Genomic DNA, 18,191 nt, shown 5'->3' with positions numbered 1-18,191 from the left:
CGCACTATGCTGTTCAACGTAGGCCGTCCGCATGTCGATTCCTCCTCTGGGCCAAACCTTCTATCCCCCGGATTAAGAATCGGCGTGCGGGCGGCCTTTGCATAGGATCTACAACAAGAAAATTCTGTGCGTCTACTCCGGCAGTTCTTGCCGGATCATCCAGTGCCCACTGGGCGGCATCAGGTGGCTGATGTCGAAATGCTTGAGGTTGTCCCTGTCAATCACCTCGATTCGCGGGCTGACCCGTTTCGGTGACGGCTTGCCCTCCAGCACGCGCACGGCAAGGTCTACCGCGACCCGTGCCTGGATCACCGGCGAATCCGTGGGCGAAGCCAGGACGGTGCCATCGGCAATCGCCTCCAACACCCGCTCGGTGGCATAGAGCGAGACCACCTTGGCCTTGTAGCGACCTCCGCCGGAGCGCACCAAGTGGCCCGCGAAGGCGGCGGCCTCGGCGTTGCCAAGGATGTAGTCGAGCTCCGGCTCGCGGGCCAGCAGCTGGCGCGCCAGCACCGCCTGGGTAGAGCGGTCCACAGCGCCATATCCTGCAGTGACCAAGGTAATCTTGCCATCGGCATTCAGCTCTGCCAGGCCGCGCTCGGCGTCTAACACCCAGCCAGCGTCCCGGGGCCCCGGCAGCCAACCCACTCGCACCGGCCGCCCCTTACTGTGTTCGCGGATGTAGGCCATGGCCGCTAGGGCCATGTCGGCGAAATCCACCTGGGACTGGGCGGTGATGCCAGGGCAGTCGATGCGGTTGACCAGATCGATCACCGGCACCTTGTCGCGGTGCAGCAGGGCGATCTCGTCGCACAGCCCCTTGGCGCTGATGGCTCCGATCACATAGGCATCGGCCGCCAACTGGATGCAGCGGGTCAGTTGGGCACGCTGCATGTCCTCGTACTGGTAACCGCCCGCTTCGTAGATGCCCAGCCGCACGCCCTGGCGCTGCGCTTCCTCGTCCATGCCCCAGGCCACGCCCCACCAGTAACGGTCCATGCCATGAGGCAACAGGGCGCAGATGCGCCAGGGTTTGCTTGCCCCGCTCAGCGGACGGTAGCTCGCTGAGCGGCCATCCATTTCGACCTGCAACGGATACCACTCCGCTGCGGCGCAGGAGGCAGCGCTCAGCCAGCTCAACAGCAAGACACAGAGGGTCCGCATCGGAAGAGTCCTTCCATGGCAAGGGTAGGGAAATCTGGATAGTGGCAAGCCTAGCAGGCGGATACCAGCACACCTTGCTCTACATCAGTTGGAAACGACATAGACCGACACCTAAAGTGTGCAGGGTCGACCACGCAAGGATCATCATGGCCGAGCCCACCTCCCTCGATGCCCGTACCGCGCGACTGCTGCCCTGGCTGGCTGCGGGCATCTTCTTCCAGTTGCCACGGGAAAGCGGCCGCGCCGTGAGCCGGGTAGACCGCGAACTCGACGAGTGACAGGGGTGGCGCACGCGGGCCTGCTAAACTGCGCGCCATTTCGACTTACAGGCCCGTCCCGTGACCACCTCCGCCTTTTCTTCCCTGCCCCTCTCCGCGGCCACCCTGGCCAACCTGGAGACCCTGGGCTACCTCGACATGACACCCATCCAGGCCCAGGCCCTGCCGCTGATCCTCAAGGGCCGGGACCTGATCGCCCAGGCCAAGACCGGCAGCGGCAAGACCGCCGCCTTCGGCATCGGCCTGATCGAGCCGCTCAACCCACGCTTCTTCGGCTGCCAGGCCCTGGTGCTCTGCCCCACCCGCGAACTGGCCGACCAGGTGGCCAAGGAAATCCGCCGCCTGGCCCGTGGCCACGGCAATATCAAGGTGCTGACCCTCTGCGGCGGCGTACCCTTCGGCCCGCAGGTGGGTTCGCTGGAACACGGCGCCCACGTCATCGTCGGTACACCGGGCCGGGTCCAGGAGCACCTGCGCAAGGGCACCCTGGTGCTGGACGGCCTCAACACCCTGGTGCTGGACGAAGCCGACCGCATGCTCGACATGGGCTTCTACGACAGCATCGCCGACATCATCGGCCAGCTCCCGGCGCGTCGGCAGACCCTGCTGTTTTCCGCCACCTACCCGGCGGGCATTGCCCAACTGGCCAAGACTTTCATGCGCGAACCGCAACAGGTGAAGGTGGAAGCCCTGCACGACGACAGCCAGATCGAGCAGCGCTTCTACGAAATCGATCCGCGCCAGCGCATGGACGCCGTGCTGCGTCTGCTGCAGAGCACCCGTCCGCAGTCCTGCGTCGCCTTCTGCCACACCCGCCAGCAGTGCCAGGAACTGGAAACCTACCTGCGCGACAACGGTGTCTCCGCCCAATCGCTGCACGGCGATCTGGAACAGCGCGAGCGTGACCAGGTACTGGCGCTGTTCGCCAACCAGAGCTGCAGCGTGCTGGTGGCCACCGACGTCGCCGCCCGCGGACTGGACATCGCCGGCCTGGAAGCAGTGATCAACGTCGAACTGTCCCGCGACCCCGAAATACACATCCACCGCGTCGGCCGCAGTGGCCGTGCGGGCGAGAAAGGCCTGGCCCTGAGCCTGGTGGCGCCGGCCGAAGCCAACCGCGCGCAGGCTATCGAGGACCTGCAGCAGGCGCCGCTGAACTGGCAGCGCATCGACGAACTGATCGTGAAGAACCGCGAGCCGCTGCTGCCACCCATGGCCACCCTGTGCATCAGCGGCGGTCGCAAGGAGAAGCTGCGCCCCGGCGACATCCTTGGCGCCCTCACCGGTGACGCCGGGCTACCCGGCAGCCAGGTGGGCAAGATCGCCATCTTCGACTTCCAGGCCTTCGTCGCCGTCGAACGTGGCATCGCCAAGCAGGCGCTCAAGCGCCTCAGCGAAGGGAAGATCAAAGGGCGCACCTACAAGGTCCGCATCCTCTGACTCAGGGTTCGGATAGCCCGTGGCGGGCGAAGATGGCCCGATAGGTGCCGTCTTCGCGCATGGCCTGCATCGCCTGATCGAAGTCTTCCACCAATTGCTGGTGCCGCGGGTGGCTGCGGCGCACCAGGATATGCAGGCCGTTCTCGCTGAGTGGCCGAGGCAGGAATTCCAGCTGATCGCGAATGCCCGCAAGCTCGCGGTTGAGGTAGAAGCGCGCCACCAGCTCATCTTCCAGGGTCAGTTGCACACGCCCGGCGGCGAGCATCCGCGCGCCCATCAGGAAGCCCATGACTGGCACCTTCTTCAGGCTCGTATCGGCATCGAAGGCCGGCTGATAGCTGTAGCCGCGCACCACGGCGATGCTGTAGCGCTTCAGGTCCTCGGGGGCCTGGAAGTCCACATCGCTGCCCTTGTGCTTGAGAAAGCGAATGCGATTGGTCAGGTAGGGTTTGGAGAACCGGCCGTAGGTCGCGCGCTCTTCGCTGTGCCAGGCACTGACGATCAGGTCGTAGTCGCCCGTCTGCACTCCACGCAAGGCCCTGGCCCAGGGCACTTCGACATATTCCGGCCGGTGCCCGGCGCGCTTCAGCGCCGTGCTCACCAGCTCCGCAGCCAGGCCGTTACCCGCCAGCCTCGCATCGGTGAAAGGCGGCCAGACGTCGGCGGCCATGCGCAAGGTTTCGGCATGGGCACTCAGCGTAACGATCAGCAGGGCGAACAGGGCAAAACCACAACGTCGTCTCATGCGGGGGCATCCGAGAACAGGTTTGGCCAGCAGGCAGTCAAGACTGCACCAAAATTTCGGCAGCCACCAGTGTGACCAGGTACCTCCGTACCTGATTTTCCATCCTGCTCCATGTGACTCCCGTCATCCCCGGGCATCGAATGCGACAGGGTGGCTGACAGCGCCCTCGGCTGCCCTTAGGCTGTACCCGGCAGCCCAGCCGTATACGGACATTCGCCCACAAGGCCCCTATGCCCTCGACTCGATTTACCCAAACGCTGCGCCGCCTCTGGGCGCTGGACAAGTTCAGCTACAGCTTGCGCGTCTTCATCGCCCTGACCGGGAGCATGGCGCTGTGCTGGCAGCAGGACCGCATGGACCTGCTGATCCCGCTCTTCCTCGGCATCATCGCCAGCGCCCTGGCGGAAACCGACGACAGTTGGCAGGGGCGTCTCACCGCACTGTTGGTGACCCTCGGCTGCTTCAGCGTAGCCTCGTTGTCAGTGGAGTTGCTGTTCCCCTATCCCTGGATCTTCGTCGGCGCCCTGGCGCTGGCCAGTTTCGGCCTGACCATGCTCGGCGCCCTCGGCGAGCGCTACGCCACCATCGCTTCGGCGACGCTGATCCTTTCCATCTACACCATGATCGGCGTGGACCAGCGCGACGGCACGCCCACCAACCTCTGGCAGGAGCCCGCCCTGCTGGTAGCCGGCGCCGCCTGGTACGGACTGCTCTCGGTGCTCTGGCAGGCGCTCTTCACCCACCAGCCGGTGCAGCAGAGCCTGGCCAGGCTGTTCCGTGAACTGGGGCAATACCTCAAGCTGAAATCCGCGCTGCTGGAGCCGGTCCGCCATCTCGACGTGGAAGCCCGGCGGCTGGAACTGGCGCGACAGAACGGCAAGGTGGTGGCAGCGCTCAACGCCACCAAGGAAATCATCCTGCACCGGGTCGGCAATGGCCGGCCGGGTCCCAAGGTGAACCGCTACCTCAAGCTGTACTTCCTGGCCCAGGACATCCACGAGCGCGCCAGCTCCTCCCACTACGCCTACAACGAACTGGCCGAAGCCTTTTTCCACAGTGACGTGCTGTTCCGCTGCCAGCGTCTGCTGCGCCAGCAAGGCGGCGCTTGCCAGGCGCTGGGCCGCGCCCTCCAGATGCGCCAGCCCTTCGACTACCTGGACGGCACCCAGGCCCTGGAAGACCTCAACAGATCCCTGGAACACCTGCGCATCCAGAGCAACCCCGCCTGGCGCGGACTGCTGCGTTCGCTCAACGCCCTGGCGCGCAACCTCGCTACCCTCGACCGCCTGCTCATCGATGCCAGCAACCCCGACGCCCTCGCCGAAGCCCAGGACACCAGCCTGCTGGATCGCTCGCCAAAAGGCTTGAAGGACGTCTGGGAACGCCTAAAACAGAACCTCACGCCGACGTCCCTGGTATTCCGCCACGCCCTGCGCATGGCCCTGGCACTCACGACCGGCTACGGCGTGCTGCACCTGATCCATCCCGAACAGGGCTACTGGATCCTGCTGACCACGGTATTCGTCTGCCAACCCAACTTCGGCGCCACGCGACGCAAGCTCGTACAGCGGATCGCCGGCACCCTGCTCGGCCTGGCGCTGGGCTGGGCCCTGTTCGACCTGTTCCCCAGCGCCCTCGTGCAGTCGGCCTTCGCCGTGGTCGCCGGGGTGGTGTTCTTCGCCACCCGCGCCACCCGCTACACCCTGGCCACTGCCGCCATCACCCTGTTGGTGCTGTTCTGCTTCAACCAGATCGGCGACAGCTACGGCCTGTTCCTGCCGCGCCTGGTGGACACCCTGCTCGGCGCGCTGATCGCCGGCCTGGCGGTGATCTTCGTGCTTCCCGATTGGCAGGGCCGCCGGCTCAACCAGGTGGTGGCCAACACCCTGGCCTGCAATAGCCGGTACCTGCGCCAGATCATGCAGCAGTACGTCAGCGGCAAGCGCGACGACCTGGCCTACCGCCTGGCACGACGCAATGCCCACAACGCCGACGCAGCACTGTCCACCACGCTTTCCAACATGCTCATGGAGCCGGGGCACTTCCGGAAGGAGGCCGACATCGGTTTCCGCTTCCTGGTGCTCTCCCACACCCTGCTCAGCTACCTCTCCGCGCTTGGCGCGCACCGCAGCGAAACCCCGGGGGAAGCGCTGACCCCGACGATCGAAGACGCCGCCGAACGCATCGCCGGCAGCCTCGACGAAATCGCCCTGGGATTGGCCGAGAAGGGCTCGGTGAGCATTCACTGCGACCAGGAGGAATCCCTCGCCAGGGCGCTGGCACAACTGCCCGAAGACATGGACGACCGCCCGCGCTTGGTGCAGACGGAGCTGGGGCTGATCTGCCGGCAGCTGGGGGCGCTGCGGACGTTGGCGGCGCATCTGGTGAATGAGCGGAAAGTGGCGTAGCAAGAGCGAAATCACTTCATTCGGGCGGTAAAGCCGCCCTTCGAGTCCAGGGGCAGGCCTTCGCCCTGCTTGGCGAATAAATCCGCCCCTACAGATGAATCAGATCCACTTGGCATCCCAGAACGGGTAATCGCCAATTCGCTCCACCAGGCCGGCCCGCAATGGATTGGCCACGATGTAACGCGCAACCTTGCGGATGTCGTCCTCACGTCGCAGCGCGTGGTCGTGGAAGCCCGGTTGCCAGACCGCCCCACCGGTTTCCATGTGCAAACCCAACTGCCTGGAGGAGCGCCCCTTGAACACCTTGATCACAGTAGCGAGTCCGATGGGGCCGTTGAGCTGAACCAACCAGTGCAAGTGATCCGGCATCAGAACCCAGGCCAGGGAATTGACCACGTTCTGCTCATGCAATCGGCGCAGCTCGGCAACGGTGATGCGGGCGCACTGGAAGTCCCTGAACAACGGCCGACGGTCTTCGGTGGTTGTGGTGATGTGATAGATCTGACCGGCTCGTGATACTCGGCCCTTGAGGAGATCATCGCTCGGCATGTCCCTTGCCCTCTTTGATTGAAAGGCAATGACTCTATGACCCGAGCGGCAAGAGCTGGGCTTGGCTTGACGGTGAAATGGATGATCCTGAAGCGAGAAGTTGCCGAGGCTTAATTCGCTCCCACAAAGAAGCAGGTCTCCCCGTACCTACTCCCCCATCAACTCCATCACCGTCTCCCCTACCCTCCTCACCGCCGCCTCGATCGCCGGGGTCGGCTTGGAGGAGTAATTCATCCGCAGGCAGTTCCGGTACTTGCCGGAAGCGGAGAAGATGCTGCCGGCAGCGATCTGCACGCCCTTGGGCAGCAGCGCGCGGTTCAGGCGCAGGGTGTCGAAATCCTCGGGCAGTTCAACCCAGAGCATGAAGCTGCCCTGGGGACGGCTGGCGCGGGTGCCTTCGGGGAAGTAGCGCATCACCCAGTCGATCATCTGGTCGCGGCTGTGCTGGTACTGGCTGCGCATGCGCCGCAGGTGAGGTTCGTAGTGGCCATTGCCGACGAAGTCGGCCAGCGCCAGCTGCGGCTGGGTGGCGGTCGCGCCGGTGGAGATGTACTTCATGTGCAGCACCCGGTCGAGATAGCGGCCGGGGGCGATCCAGCCGACGCGGATGCCCGGTGCCACGGTTTTGGAGAACGAACTGCAAAGCAGCACGCGACCGTCGTCGTCGAATGACTTGATGGTGCGCGGGCGCGGGTACTGGTAGGCGAGGTCGCCGTAGACATCGTCCTCCAGGATCGGCACGTCATAGCGCTGGGCCAGGGTCACCAGGGCGCGTTTGCGCGCCTCCGGCATGATGTAGCCGAGTGGGTTGTTGCAGTTGGGCGTGAGCTGAATCAGCTTGATCGGCCACTGTTCCAGGGCCATCTCCAGCGCCTCCAGGCTGATGCCGCTGAGCGGGTCGGTCGGCAGTTCCAGAGCCTTCATGCCGAAACCCTTGAGCGTCTGCATGGCGCCGTGGAAGCTGGGCGAGTCCACCGCGACGATGTCACCGGGCTCGCAGGTCGAGCGAATCGCCACCGACAGCGCCTCGTGACAGCCGGTGGTGATGACAACGTCGTCGGCCGACAGCTGGCAGCCCGAATCCAGCGCCAGCCGCGCCACTTGCTCGCGCAGGGCCTGGGTGCCGTAGATGCTGTCGTAGTACAGGCCGCTGCCGTCCTGGCGTCGGCTGATCTGGCCGAGGCTGCGCAGCAAGGGTTTGAGTGTCGGACTGGAAATGTCCGGCATGCCGCGGCCGAGCTGCAGCACGTTGTCCTTGGCGCTGCGCTTGATCAGGTCCAGCACGTCGTTCCACTGGGACACGTCCACCGGTCGCTGCGGGGCCCGGCTCACCACAGGCAAGGCAGGCGTCTGCCGGCGTGGCGGGACGAAGTAGCCAGACTTCGGCCGGGGCTCGGCCAGACCGCCGTCTTCGAGAATCCGGTAGGCCTGCTGCACCGTACTCAGGCTTACACCGTGTTCCAGGCTCAGGGCGCGCACTGAAGGCAGGCGGTCGCCGGGGCGGTAGTAGCCTTGCTCGATGCGTTCGCCAAGGGTCTCGGCCAGCTTGATATAGAGCTTCATGACAGTCTCCAGGTTCTATTCGAACCGGCATCAGAACCAGTACAGATGATTCAGAAATACAGGATTCAGATAGGAAACCACGCAATCTGTATTTAAAAAATATACAGATCGTGAATCTGTATTGAGATTCTTCCGACGGACATCATGGTTCCACCCCGATCCACCACAGGGCATGAGGAACGCAATGATGAACGGCCTGAGCGATGTACGCCTGACTCTCCAAGCACGGGAACTGGAACAGGAGCAGCACACCTCTGTCTCCCTGGCACCGGCCTGGCCAGGTAATCTCTGGAGCCGCTTCTGGATGCGTCTGCATACCCGCCGCCAGTTGCTGGAGCTGGACGAGCACGCCCTGAAGGACATCGGCCTCAACCGCGCACAGGCGCTGGAAGAAGCCCTGAAACCCTTCTGGAAGGTCTAGCCCCAAGAAACGCCGGTCGCGGCCTCAGGCGAGGCGGAAGCGACCGGTGTTCTGGTTCAGGGCCTGGCTGCCCTGCTGCAGTTGCACGGCAGCCACCTGTACCGACTGAGCACCCTGCAGCAACAGGGTGGCGGCCTGGTCCACCTGCTGGATGCTGCCGCTCACCTCGTCCGCCGTAGCGGCCTGTTGCTCGGAAGCCGTGGCGATCTGGGCCAGGCGGTCGCTGACCCGCTGCACCGCCTCGGCGATGCCGGACAGGTCGGCCCCCATGGCCAGGACGTTATCGACATCCGCCGCGGCCTGGCCGAAGGCTGCCTCGATCTGTGCCACGGTCTCGCCCACCACCGCCTGCAGGGCACTGACCGTCTGGGCGATTTCGCTGGTGGAATCCTGGGTTCGCCGGGACAGGTTGCGCACCTCGTCGGCGACCACCGCAAACCCACGCCCCTGCTCACCGGCTCGTGCCGCTTCGATGGCGGCGTTCAGCGCCAGCAGGTTGGTCTGCTCGGCGATGCCCTTGATCACATCCACCACCTGGTTGATCTGCTGCGTCTGGTCGCGCAGTTGCTGGAGCGCGGCGACGCTGTTGCCCAGGTTGCTGCTGAGCTGGTTCATGCTGGCGCTGGTGCGCGCACTGCGCTGGTTGCTCTGGATGGCGATCTCGCGGGTGTGCAACGCATCACGGGCGGCGTCCTCGCAGCTTTCCGCCACGCTCTGGGCGGTCGCGGCCAACTGATTGGCCGCGGCGGCAATCTGGCTGACCTGGCCCTGCTGCTGCTCCACCGACACCAGGGTGTCCCGCGCCTGGCTACTGAGCTGCTCGACCGTACCGCCCAACTGCTCGCTCTCGCGATTGACCCCCAGCAGGGATTCGCGCAACTGCGCCAGGGCGGCGTTCAGGGCTTCGGCGATGCCCGCCAGGTCATCGCGGCCATGGACTCGCGCCGTCACGCGCAAGTCGCCGCCACGCAACCCTTCGGCCGCCTCGGTGATGCTCGCAGTACCCCGGCGGATCAACTGGTTCAGGCACAAGAGCATGTACAGCGCCAGCAGGGTCAGGACGACGAACCCGCCGATCACTTCGGCCATGCTGCCCAGCGCTTGGTCACGGTACTCGCCCAGGCGGGACGCCATGCGCGTAGCCAGCGCCTGTTGCAGGCTTTGCAGGCGTCCGCTCAGGCCTTCGGTCAGACTGACGAACTGGGCCGGCGTCAGGGTGAAGGGCGTCGATTCGAAGACCTGCTTGTCCACCTGGGCGAGGAAGTTGGTCATGTCCTCGTCCGCCGCGGCGAAGGGCCCTTCCAGGGCACTCATGTCACCCGGCGCCTGGGCCAGGGCATTGCGGGCCTTGCGCAGCTGGCGAGCGGTGTCGCCCAGCGCGCGGCGCAGGTCGCGCAGGGCCACGCGGCTCTGCAGGGTGAAATGCTGCGCCACCAGGGCGCCGTGGCCGTTGCTGGCGAAGCTGCCAAGGGTCTCCTGCAGACGCGGCTGCACGCTGGTCAGTTGGTCCATCATCAGGTAAGTGTCGAGCCAGGGATCGAGGATCAGCCCGGAATCGGTTGCGACCTGCTCGCGCAGGGCCTGGAGAACCTGCAGCATCCCCTGGTAGCGCTCCAGCCCGTCCGGCAGTGCAAGGCCCAGTACGCTCTCCAGACGTACCTGGCCGGAACGTCCCTGGAGTTCGTCGAACAGTACCTGGCTCTGACCCGCGATGCCTTCCACCTTGAGCTGGGCGGTCACCTGCGCCAGCGTCTTCTCCAGCGCTTGAGCGCGCTGCTCCAGCAGGGGCCGGGCACTGTCATCGCCACCCTTCAAGCGCGCCAGTAGCAAGCGCTGGCTATCCAGCTCCTGCTGCACGGCAGACAGCGCTGCCACCACGCGCAGGCCACTCAGCTCGTTGTCTACCACGGCAAGGCGTTCACGGTAGTCGCCGACTATCACCGACAGGGCATAGCCCAGGGGCAAGATGAACAGGAGGAAGAGCAACTGGAACTTGCGGGCGAAACTGAAGCGCTCGAGTAGACGCACCCCCGGCGTGAGCAAAGCTGTCATCGCGACCCCTCGTGTGCTTCCGGTCATCCTTGCCAGGCGGGCGGCGATCTCCCGGGCGAAGTGTCCGGCCATTCTTATTTGGTGGAAGCCTCCCCGGCCGGGGAATCAGCCGCTGGAGAATAGTAGCTTTGTGCTACCCCGCAGAAGGGGACGGTCCTGATCTCGACTCAGGATGTCGCCTGGCTGTATCAAGGCCAGGGTTTCCAGTCGCTGGACGGCTTGTCCAGCGGCGCCTGCAATCGCTGGAAACCTGGCTGCGCCTGGAGTTTGTGCAGGGCGCCGGCCAGGCGCTGGTCCACGTGGGCACCACGGGGGTTGTCGGGTACCAACCAGCGCACCGGATACAGGCCGAAGTCCTGGGCGCGGAGCTGCTCGCGCAGGCCCAGGCGGTCGATCTCGTGTTCGGTCTCGTTTACGGCGAAGACGTAACCGTCGATGCGGCCGCGCACCAGCTTCTGCAGGCTGCTCTCGATGCTGTTGCCGGACAACGCCGGAAAGCCCAGCCAGGGTGCATGGGCGCGGTCGGTCTCGACCCGGTAGGGATAGGCCAGATTGCGCAGGGCCGCGCTCACAGTGGGCGCGGCAAGCTGTTCCTGCAATTCATCCGGGCGCCAGCTACGCCCCAGCAAGGGTTGCAGTTGCGCCTGCTGATCCGGCGCCAGGCCGCTCGCGGCGACTCGCTCGGCGCTCAGCACATGCGCCGGATCGAGCAACTGGGCGACACCGAGAGCATTGTCGCGCCGGGTGAAGAGGCCGAAGCGCACCTGCCACAGGCGGCCCGAGCCATAGCGCAAGCCGGCTGGCAGGCGTGGCAGGTTGCCAAGAAACGGCACCTGGAACTCGCATTGGCCGTTTTGCAGCAGGTGGAAGGTGCGGGCGAAGGGGATGACTTGCAGGTCGAATTCGACATCCGGCAATTGCTCGTCCAGAGCGCGAAGCAGGTCTGGCAAAGGGCCGGTGCCGTTCGCTTCGGCCAGCCCCGGCACCTCGGCAACCGCCACCCGCCACTGCTCGGCCGTCGTTGCGGCAGGCGCCCAGGCCAGGCACAAGCTGAAGCAAAGCAGCGGAAGTCGGCGCATGGATCACCCGCGCGGAAGTGATGCGCCTGAGTATAGGTGCGCGTCCTAGCGCAACAGGCTGGCCATGCGCTGAATGGCGTCCTGCTGGGCCCCAACCAGGGCCAGGCCGCCGCCGGCGTCGAGGGAATCCAGTGGCGGCGCCAGTTTTCGGTAGGCGGCAAGCTGGTCGATGGCCGGTAACTGGGTGATCCGCCCCTCATCGCGCTGAGCGTGGTAAAGCCCCAGGTTCACCAGGTCGATCAGACCGAGCCGACCACCGCTGTCGAGGTCCCAGCGCCTGGCGCCGCGCACGATCTCAATGTAGCCCTGGTCCACTGACCACTTCTGCAGCACGATCACGCCGAGCGACTGGCCGTACTCGCGGCAGAGCCGCGCAAAGACCTCCGGCGTCGGCACCTGGCTGGCGTCCTTGAAGGCCGAAAGCACCGCCAGCTCGCCCACATCACAGAGCAGGCTGGCGAGCATCGCATGGTCCGGCGAAGAGAACCCCAGGGGGCGCGCCAGTACCGCGCTGATGGCGGCCTGGCGGGTCAGTCGTCCCCAGACGCCGATGAACAGCTGCTTGTGGGCGGCACTGTGGAGGGTGAAGAGGCTCTTCAGGCTGTGCACCAGGGTGACGCGATCCACTTCCTGCAGACCGAGCTTGCGGATCACATCCTCCAGGGTCTTGGGCGGTTGGCTGGAGCGGAACATGATGCTGGACGCGTGCTTCATCAACAGCGCGCTGAGGGCCGGGTCCTTGCTGATGACCTGCTTCAAGCGGGCCACGGTGACATTCGGGTCGGCCAGTGCGCGGCGGATGTCCAGGGTGATCATTGGCAGGCTGGGCAGTTGCTCCTCGCCATTCATCAATTGAGTGACCACCTTGCGGTAGATCGAATAGTCCGATTCTGCTGCGCTCAATCCGCTTCCCCCTGATTCTTGTGGCGGCAGTGTAGCCATGCCCGGCCGCTACGCCCATGGGCGTCGAGAAATGATCGGACGACCCGCTCAGGGCAGCGTTACACCGTAGGACCTGGCGAGCTTCGCCAAGCGGCCATCGGCACGCATTTGCCGCACTACCCGGCCGATGTCGTCGCGCAACTGGCGGTGGGATTCGCCCTTGGGCAGAGCGAAGTAGCCGATCTGGGTATCGATCACGGGGGCAATGCGACGCACCTTGTCGGCGATGCCGAGTGCCTCGATGCGCGGCAGGGAATCGCGCTCGTTGCTCGCCGCCAGATCGACGCGATTCGCCATCAGCAGCTTGAAGGCCAACTCGACCGACGGCGCGACGTGCAGGTCGAGCTGCCCGCGCATGGCTTCGAAGCGTTCTCCGTAGATCCAGCCGTGGATGATGGCGATACGTTGCCCCATCAGGCTGGCCAGACTGCCATCCCAGGACAGGTCGGATTCGCTGCGGACATAGAACACCACGCGGTCGCGGTAGAAACCCGGATCGGCAAACTGGAAGCGGCGCTCCCGAGCCGCCGTGCGGTAGGGGCCGACCAGCACATCGGCGCGCCCCTCCTCCACCAACTTCTGCGCACGGGCCCAGGGATAGATCTCGAAGCGCACCTCATCGCCAAGCTCCCGGGCAATCGCGCGCATCACGTCCACTCCCAGCCCGCGTGGCTCACCCTTCGGGTCGAGGACATAGATTCCGGGGAACTCGGTGCCGACCGCGAGCAATTCACGGCTATTGGCGAAGGGGACCAGGCCCAGCACCCAGAGAATGACGCAGAGGGTGCGAAAACTCGGACGCATGCCCGCGGGCCTCAGTCAGCTGCTATCCATGAGCCTAGTTGGGTCGACTTCGCTTTTCATGTCCACCGGCGCTCGAGCCGAGTACCGACGGTGGATCGATGAAGCGTGATCCTGTGTCAGTTCCGGTCAGGCGGGCAGCTCACGCCAGGTGAGATAGACGCGCAAGTCGAACTCAAGTTGGTGGTAGCCGGGCAGCATGTGCTCGCAGAGTTGGTAGAAGGCCTTGGTGTGGTCGCGCTCCTTCAAGTGCGCCAACTCGTGGACCAGGATCATCTGCAGGAACTCCGGGGCGGCTTCTCTGAACAGCGAGGCGACGCGGATTTCCTTCTTCGCCTTGAGCTTGCCGCCCTGCACCCGCGAGATGGCGGTATTCAGCCCCAGGGCCTTGTGCACGACGTCGAGCTTGTTGTCGTAGAGCACCTTGTCCGGCGCCGGGGCGTTGCGCAGGTGTTCCTGCTTCAGCGCCATGGCGTAGCTGTATAGCGCCTTGTCGCTCTGCACCTCATGGCGGCCCGGATAGCGGCGCTCCAGGTACTCGCCGAGACGGCCGGCGGCGATCATCTGCGCCACCTGCTCCTGGAGGCTGGCCGGATAGCCGCGGAGGTACTTGAGACTGTTCATGGCAAAGCGGTCGAGGGTGGAAAGGGACGACAGTCTACCTGAGGGTGAAGGTCTACGAGCGACGGTCGGACCGGCCGACCCGTGCGCCGCGCATTCCTGTGCCGAGGCTTTGCGACCCAGTTCAATTTTTGAGCACATTCTCCAACCGGCTCGCCGCTCCTACCGCTGATAGCACCGCGCCAGAGCCTTTCAAAAAACCGGCGCGGCCTGCAGGAAAAACTCCTTATCGAACAAGGCCGGTCATTTCCGGCCGTTTCCCGGGGCCCCGACAAAGCGATAGCGCAATACTGGCCAAGCTCAAAATAGACGAATTTCTGACGCCAACATGCCGACAATCGGTAACTGACAACGCCCCCATCGCCTCCGTATAAGACCCTCGCGAGACGGCGCAAACGCCTTCGGACGACACGGCAGGCAACTGCCATCTGCACCCTTCACTTCTGGTCCGAGCGCGAATGTCCGGAACGCCGTCCTGCACATGTGTGACGCGGATTCGCAGCGCCCAACTGGAAGTTGCCTTCGAGAACTCCGCCATGATCGACCTCTCTACCTGGAACCTGACCCTCCCCGTTGGCGTACCTGCTGTCACCATCCAGACCCCGCTGTTGATGGGCGGCTATCAGGACCCGTATTTCCAGTCCACGCCCGACAGCCTGTTCTTCTGGGTACCGGTGAATGGCACCACCACCGCGAACGCAACCTACCCACGCACCGAGCTGCGCGAAACCTACGCCGACGGCAAGCTGCGCAACTGGACCTACCCCAGCACGGATAACTACCTCAGCGCGAACCTCAGCGTGAGCCAGGTGCCTTCGACCGGGAAGATCGTCATCGGTCAGATCCACGCCTACGGCAGCACCAGCCCGATGCTGAAAGTGGAGTACCAGTTCAAGACCAAGACACAGACCGCCAACATCGTGGCCAAGGTGCGCAACGCGCCGGATGACGAAACCAGCGTCGTGATCCCGCTGCTCGGCGGCATACCGCTCAACCAGCGTTTCAGCTACGTGATCAATCTCTCGCCCAATGGCCTGCTCAGCGTGATGGTCAACGGCAATCTGTGGAGCCAGCAACTTTCCACGGCCTGGGCACCCAAGCCGCTGTACTTCAAGGCCGGAACCTATGTTCAGGACAACACCGGGTACGAGACCGAAGCCGGTGCCGCGACCTTCTACGATCTGAAGATCGAGCATCGGGCGCCGTGAACCTGCCCATCGTCCGCCTCCTTTCAGGGAGAGGGGCCGGACGGCGAAGGCTCGACACACCGCACCAATGCCTGCGGCTCCAGCAGGGAACAGGGCTCACCCGCCAAGTAGCTCCGGTAGACCCTGAGCAGGTCCTCCTCGCTGATCCGGCAGTTCCCTGCCGGGCACTGGCTGGCGAACTCGAAGCGCCCGGCGGACGGGTCCGCCAGGCGGATCTTCAGCGACGGCCAGCCAGAGGGTTTCGCCGCCGAAGGCGTGAACAGCCAGGCGCCCTTGCGCTGTACCAGGGCGCCACCCGCCTCGGCGTAGTCGAAGACGAACATCAGCGTGCGCGAGGTCTTGGTGGTGCAGTCGGTACGATCGAGGCACTGCTGCGGATCGCTGGAAACCGGCTCAGGCGGTGGCGCGGGAGCCGTCGGCGGCTGGCCGGCACAGCCCGCGAGCAGCAAGGCGAAACCCATCATCAGGGGCAGGCGCATTGGAAACTCCTGTTACCGGATACGAAAGAGCCCCGCATTGCGGGGCTCCTCGTGCAAGTCGCTACGATCAGTTGACCTTGGCGACCAGCTCGCCCTTGGCGTAGCGCGCGTACATGCCATCCAGGGAGATCGGCTTGATCTTGGAGGCGTTGCCGGCGGTGCCGAAGGCTTCGTAACGGGCGATGCAGATGTCGCGCATGGCTTCGACGGTCTTGGCGAAGTATTTGCGCGGATCGAACTCGGCCGGGTTCTGGGCCAGGAAGCGACGGATGGCACCGGTGGACGCCAGGCGCAGGTCGGTGTCGATGTTCACCTTGCGCACGCCGTACTTGATGCCTTCGACGATTTCTTCGACCGGCACGCCGTAGGTTTCCTTAATGTCGCCGCCGAACTCGTTGATGATCGCCAGCCAATCCTGCGGTACCGAGGAGGAACCGTGCATCACCAGGTGGGTGTTGGGGATGCGCTTGTGGATTTCCTTGATGCGGTCGATGGCGAGGATGTCACCGGTCGGCGGCTTGGTGAACTTGTAGGCGCCGTGGCTGGTGCCGATGGCGATGGCCAGGGCGTCCACCTGGGTCTTCTTGACGAAGTCGGCAGCCTCTTCCGGATCGGTCAGCATCTGGCTGTGGTCCAGGATGCCTTCGGCGCCAACGCCGTCTTCCTCGCCGGCCTGGCCGGTTTCCAGGGAACCCAGGCAGCCCAGTTCGCCTTCCACGGACACGCCGCAGGCGTGGGCGAAGGCAACGGTCTGCTGGGTGACGCGGACGTTGTATTCGTAGTCGGACGGGGTCTTGCCGTCTTCACGCAGGGAGCCGTCCATCATCACGGAGGAGAAGCCCAGCTGAATGGAGCGCTGGCAGACGTCAGGGCTGGTGCCGTGGTCCTGGTGCATGCACACCGGGATGTGCGGGAATTCTTCGATGGCAGCCAGGATCAGGTGACGCAGGAAGGGCGCGCCGGCGTATTTGCGGGCACCGGCGGAAGCCTGCACGATCACCGGGGAGTCGGTCTTGTCGGCCGCTTCCATGATGGCGCGCATCTGTTCCAGGTTGTTGACGTTGAAAGCCGGTACGCCGTAGCCGAATTCGGCGGCGTGATCCAGCATCTGGCGCATGCTGATGAGTGCCATGGTGTTTCAGTCTCCCAAGTGGGTGGGCTGTCAAATTACAAAGCCTGCCGCAGGGGCAGGCCGGGTTCAAGTTCCCGGAGAGGAGCGGTCATCCGCCAACCCCGGGATAAATCAGAAACGGATCAAAGTGCCTTGCAGCCGCGACCGATCAGATTATCGGTAGCCACCCAGTAGACCAGGCCTTCGTCACCCTTGCTGTGGAAGGCCAGGTTGCCGTCGCTGTAGAGCGCGCCGGAGCCTGAGGGTTCCCGCTTCAGGCGATGGACGATATCGCCACCGCCCAGGCGCAGATCGACACTCTCCTTGTCGGCGCCGGCAACGCGCCAGAGCACTTCGGCCTGGCTGTCGCAGACCCAGCGGGTCCAGTCGTCGCCGGGAGCCTGCTGACCGGCGCAACCAGCCAGGAGCGCGAAGCCCGCGAGGGCGAACCAACCTTTCATCCACGTCTCCTTGGGGATGGCTCCGGCCATCCGGGCACTGCGCCGTCACGGGCAATGCTGTTGTCCTTCGTTGCTCTCAGTGGGGTCACCACTGCTTTGCGCCTCGACCCGCTGGTCGTCCTGATTGCTCGGGATTATCACCTGGGGCGGGCTCATCACTTCACAGGTGCTGGACGGCTTACCGCCGGAACAGCCGAGCAACCCGGCACCTAGAAACAGCAGAATCGCAGCGTAGCGCATGGCAGACACTCCTTTTTGCATCCCCTTTCAAGGGACCACGGGTGCCTGCCATGGTTTAGGTCGTTTTACTTGGCGCGCTGCTCCAGAACCTCTACGGCCGGGAGCACTTTACCTTCAACGAACTCGAGGAATGCGCCACCGCCGGTGGAAATGTAGGAGATCTGCTCGTTCACGCCGTACTTGTCGATCGCCGCCAGGGTGTCGCCGCCGCCAGCGATGGAGAAGGCCGGGCTTTCGGCGATGGCCATGGCCAGGACCTTGGTGCCGTTGCCGAACTGGTCGAACTCGAACACACCCACCGGACCGTTCCAGAGGATGGTCTTCGAGGACTTCAGCAGCTCGGCGAACTGGGCAGCGGTCTGCGGGCCGATATCCAGGATCATGTCGTCATCGGCAACATCGGCGATGGCCTTGACGGTAGCGGCGGCGCTCTCGGCGAACTCCTTGGCAACCACCACATCAACCGGCAGCGGCACGCTGACCTTGGCGGCGATGGCCTTGGCGGTGTCGACCAGGTCAGCCTCGTACAGGGACTTGCCCACCTTGTAGCCCGCCGCGGCGAGGAAGGTGTTGGCAATGCCGCCGCCGACGATCAGTTGGTCGCAGATCTGCGACAGGGAGTTCAGCAC

Annotated in this window: 19 protein-coding genes; 5 read left to right on the top strand and 14 right to left on the bottom strand. The window is 64.7% G+C overall.

Annotated features, from left to right (window positions below; translation table 11 throughout):
* Positions 1-132 precede the first annotated feature (132 nt).
* The gene (gene torT, locus FFS60_RS27045) at positions 133-1,164 is read right to left on the bottom strand and encodes a TMAO reductase system periplasmic protein TorT (protein WP_137823728.1); all 1,032 of its coding nucleotides are present in this window, start codon (positions 1,162-1,164) and stop codon (positions 133-135) included.
* Between the two features lie 146 nt (positions 1,165-1,310).
* Here torT and FFS60_RS29170 point away from each other — a divergent pair, with 146 nt between their 5' ends.
* Together FFS60_RS29170 and dbpA are read left to right on the top strand one after the other, a co-directional pair.
* Positions 1,311-1,442: a hypothetical protein gene (locus FFS60_RS29170; RefSeq protein WP_256658164.1), complete on the top strand. Its 132-nt coding sequence runs from the start codon at positions 1,311-1,313 to the stop codon at positions 1,440-1,442.
* Between the two features lie 60 nt (positions 1,443-1,502).
* Positions 1,503-2,882 carry an ATP-dependent RNA helicase DbpA gene (gene dbpA, locus FFS60_RS27040; protein ID WP_028629600.1) on the top strand — a complete coding sequence of 460 codons (1,380 nt, stop codon included), beginning with the start codon at positions 1,503-1,505 and terminating at the stop codon, positions 2,880-2,882.
* Position 2,883: 1 nt separating this feature from the next.
* On the opposite strand, the gene FFS60_RS27035 is transcribed toward dbpA, so the two are convergent.
* The gene (locus tag FFS60_RS27035; protein ID WP_137823727.1) at positions 2,884-3,627 is read right to left on the bottom strand and encodes an ABC transporter substrate-binding protein; all 744 of its coding nucleotides are present in this window, start codon (positions 3,625-3,627) and stop codon (positions 2,884-2,886) included.
* A 230-nt stretch (positions 3,628-3,857) separates the two neighbouring features.
* Here FFS60_RS27035 and yccS point away from each other — a divergent pair, with 230 nt between their 5' ends.
* Positions 3,858-6,035 carry a YccS family putative transporter gene (yccS, locus tag FFS60_RS27030; RefSeq protein WP_028629598.1) on the top strand — a complete coding sequence of 726 codons (2,178 nt, stop codon included), beginning with the start codon at positions 3,858-3,860 and terminating at the stop codon, positions 6,033-6,035.
* Positions 6,036-6,134: 99 nt separating this feature from the next.
* On the opposite strand, the gene FFS60_RS27025 is transcribed toward yccS, so the two are convergent.
* Together FFS60_RS27025 and FFS60_RS27020 are read right to left on the bottom strand one after the other, a co-directional pair.
* The gene (locus tag FFS60_RS27025; RefSeq protein WP_137823726.1) at positions 6,135-6,584 is read right to left on the bottom strand and encodes a transposase; all 450 of its coding nucleotides are present in this window, start codon (positions 6,582-6,584) and stop codon (positions 6,135-6,137) included.
* 147 nt (positions 6,585-6,731) lie between these two features.
* Complete coding sequence (locus FFS60_RS27020; RefSeq protein WP_137823725.1) at positions 6,732-8,147, bottom strand: PLP-dependent aminotransferase family protein; 1,416 nt, start codon at positions 8,145-8,147, stop codon at positions 6,732-6,734.
* A gap of 187 nt (positions 8,148-8,334) precedes the next feature.
* Between FFS60_RS27020 and FFS60_RS27015 the strand changes: the two genes are divergently transcribed.
* Positions 8,335-8,568: a DUF1127 domain-containing protein gene (locus tag FFS60_RS27015; protein WP_028629595.1), complete on the top strand. Its 234-nt coding sequence runs from the start codon at positions 8,335-8,337 to the stop codon at positions 8,566-8,568.
* Between the two features lie 24 nt (positions 8,569-8,592).
* Here FFS60_RS27015 and FFS60_RS29530 read toward each other — a convergent pair whose 3' ends face one another.
* From FFS60_RS29530 to FFS60_RS26990, 5 genes are all read right to left on the bottom strand, one after another.
* Positions 8,593-9,183 carry a methyl-accepting chemotaxis protein gene (locus FFS60_RS29530; RefSeq protein WP_371926523.1) on the bottom strand — a complete coding sequence of 197 codons (591 nt, stop codon included), beginning with the start codon at positions 9,181-9,183 and terminating at the stop codon, positions 8,593-8,595.
* A 1,625-nt stretch (positions 9,184-10,808) separates the two neighbouring features.
* On the bottom strand, positions 10,809-11,699 hold the full coding sequence (locus tag FFS60_RS27005) for a hypothetical protein (RefSeq protein ID WP_137823723.1): 891 nt from the start codon (positions 11,697-11,699) through the stop codon (positions 10,809-10,811).
* Positions 11,700-11,744: 45 nt separating this feature from the next.
* Complete coding sequence (locus tag FFS60_RS27000) at positions 11,745-12,602, bottom strand: HDOD domain-containing protein (protein WP_028629592.1); 858 nt, start codon at positions 12,600-12,602, stop codon at positions 11,745-11,747.
* Between the two features lie 87 nt (positions 12,603-12,689).
* On the bottom strand, positions 12,690-13,445 hold the full coding sequence (locus tag FFS60_RS26995; protein ID WP_137823722.1) for an ABC transporter substrate-binding protein: 756 nt from the start codon (positions 13,443-13,445) through the stop codon (positions 12,690-12,692).
* Between the two features lie 126 nt (positions 13,446-13,571).
* Complete coding sequence (locus FFS60_RS26990) at positions 13,572-14,066, bottom strand: YgjP-like metallopeptidase domain-containing protein (RefSeq protein ID WP_028629590.1); 495 nt, start codon at positions 14,064-14,066, stop codon at positions 13,572-13,574.
* A 533-nt stretch (positions 14,067-14,599) separates the two neighbouring features.
* On the opposite strand from FFS60_RS26990, the gene FFS60_RS26985 reads away from it, so the two are divergent.
* Positions 14,600-15,271 (top strand): polysaccharide lyase family 7 protein, encoded by a 672-nt coding sequence (locus tag FFS60_RS26985; RefSeq protein ID WP_028629589.1) that lies wholly within the window; start codon positions 14,600-14,602, stop codon positions 15,269-15,271.
* A 23-nt stretch (positions 15,272-15,294) separates the two neighbouring features.
* Here the strand turns inward: FFS60_RS26985 and FFS60_RS26980 are convergent, their stop codons facing one another.
* From FFS60_RS26980 to pgk, 5 genes are all read right to left on the bottom strand, one after another.
* Positions 15,295-15,750, bottom strand: a complete 456-nt coding sequence (locus FFS60_RS26980; RefSeq protein ID WP_028629588.1) for a hypothetical protein — start codon at positions 15,748-15,750, stop codon at positions 15,295-15,297.
* Positions 15,751-15,817: 67 nt separating this feature from the next.
* Complete coding sequence (gene fba / locus FFS60_RS26975) at positions 15,818-16,882, bottom strand: class II fructose-bisphosphate aldolase (RefSeq protein ID WP_028629587.1); 1,065 nt, start codon at positions 16,880-16,882, stop codon at positions 15,818-15,820.
* A gap of 122 nt (positions 16,883-17,004) precedes the next feature.
* Positions 17,005-17,322: an MliC family protein gene (locus tag FFS60_RS26970; RefSeq protein ID WP_137823721.1), complete on the bottom strand. Its 318-nt coding sequence runs from the start codon at positions 17,320-17,322 to the stop codon at positions 17,005-17,007.
* A 45-nt stretch (positions 17,323-17,367) separates the two neighbouring features.
* A complete protein-coding gene (locus FFS60_RS26965; RefSeq protein ID WP_028629585.1) occupies positions 17,368-17,562 on the bottom strand; it encodes a hypothetical protein in 195 nt (64 codons plus the stop codon).
* A 65-nt stretch (positions 17,563-17,627) separates the two neighbouring features.
* Positions 17,628-18,191 (bottom strand): phosphoglycerate kinase (pgk, locus tag FFS60_RS26960; RefSeq protein WP_137823720.1); only part of this gene is annotated, 564 nt, incomplete at its 5' end.

This window comes from Pseudomonas sp. D(2018) (assembly GCF_005502555.1).
In the GTDB taxonomy this organism is placed as follows: domain Bacteria; phylum Pseudomonadota; class Gammaproteobacteria; order Pseudomonadales; family Pseudomonadaceae; genus Metapseudomonas; species Metapseudomonas resinovorans.
The sequence above is the reverse complement of the archived record's forward strand: the minus strand, read 5'-3'. Positions and strand labels throughout refer to the sequence as shown.